We start from the raw sequence: 1,036 nt of genomic DNA, 5'->3' as shown, positions 1-1,036 counted from the left end.
CCGACGGGGTTTCCCGTGCCCCGCCGTACTCAGGATCCGTCTAGGCATACGCAAGCTTTCGGTTACAGGGCTTTTACCTTCTGTGGCCGGCCTTTCCAGACCGCTTCGCCTAACCTGCTTTTGCCATGTTGACGTCCTACAACCCCGATCCCCGAAGGGATCGGTTTGGGCTGTTCCGCATTCGCTCGCCGCTACTGACGGAATCACAATTGTTTTCTTTTCCTCCAGGTACTTAGATGTTTCAGTTCCCTGGGTATGCCTCCACAATCCCTATGTATTCAGGAATGGGTACGCAGATATTACTCTGCGTGGGTTTCCCCATTCGGACATCCTCGGATCGAAGCCTGCTTACGGCTCCCCGAGGCATTTTCGTAGTTCGCCACGTCCTTCATCGGCTCCTAGCGCCTAGGCATCCTCCGTGCGCCCTTATTAGCTTATCCATGTTTGTGCATCTCGTAAGAGATACGCAAATCTCGATTTGCTTCTAAGGCATTCGTTAGAATTACCTTTGTTCTCGATTCGTTTCGCTATCCAGTTTTCAAGGAACAATTTTTGTTGCTTTCTAGGCAGCAGCCTCAAAAGCGACATTTGCTATATTACCACATCCGCAACTCACTTTGCAAGAAGTTTTTTCTCGCTTGTTTATGCATTTGTAGTAAACGTTTTGGTGGAGCCAAGGAGGATCGAACTCCTGACCTCCTGCTTGCAAGGCAGGCGCTCTCCCAGCTGAGCTATGGCCCCTCAGTCACCCCAAAAGTGAAGAGATGCTTCGAAGTCGATTCCGAAACCTTTTCGGGGACCCCGATACAACCTTACTTCATAAGGAAGGTAGATGGAAACAAAATTCCATCAAAACTGAACAAATGAAAGCGGACGTTGTGAAGCTTGCGCTTCTTGTACCGAACCGTGACAGGTTCGAAGTACTCCATAGAAAGGAGGTGATCCAGCCGCACCTTCCGATACGGCTACCTTGTTACGACTTCACCCCAATCATCTACCCCACCTTCGGCGGCTGGCCCCTTGCGGTTACCTCACC

Annotated in this window: 1 tRNA gene and 2 rRNA genes; all 3 read right to left on the bottom strand. The window is 50.7% G+C overall.

What is annotated here, in order from left to right:
• Positions 1-440, bottom strand: a 23S ribosomal RNA gene (locus D7M11_RS36110); the annotation flags it as partial.
• A 225-nt stretch (positions 441-665) separates the two neighbouring features.
• Positions 666-741 (bottom strand) — tRNA-Ala (locus D7M11_RS36105).
• A 190-nt stretch (positions 742-931) separates the two neighbouring features.
• A 16S ribosomal RNA gene (locus tag D7M11_RS36100) occupies positions 932-1,036 on the bottom strand; the annotation flags it as partial.

The organism is Paenibacillus ginsengarvi, assembly GCF_003626695.1.
Lineage (GTDB): Bacteria > Bacillota > Bacilli > Paenibacillales > NBRC-103111 > Paenibacillus_AB > Paenibacillus_AB ginsengarvi.
Note: the sequence above shows the minus strand (reverse complement) of the source record. Positions and strands in the feature narration are given on the sequence as shown.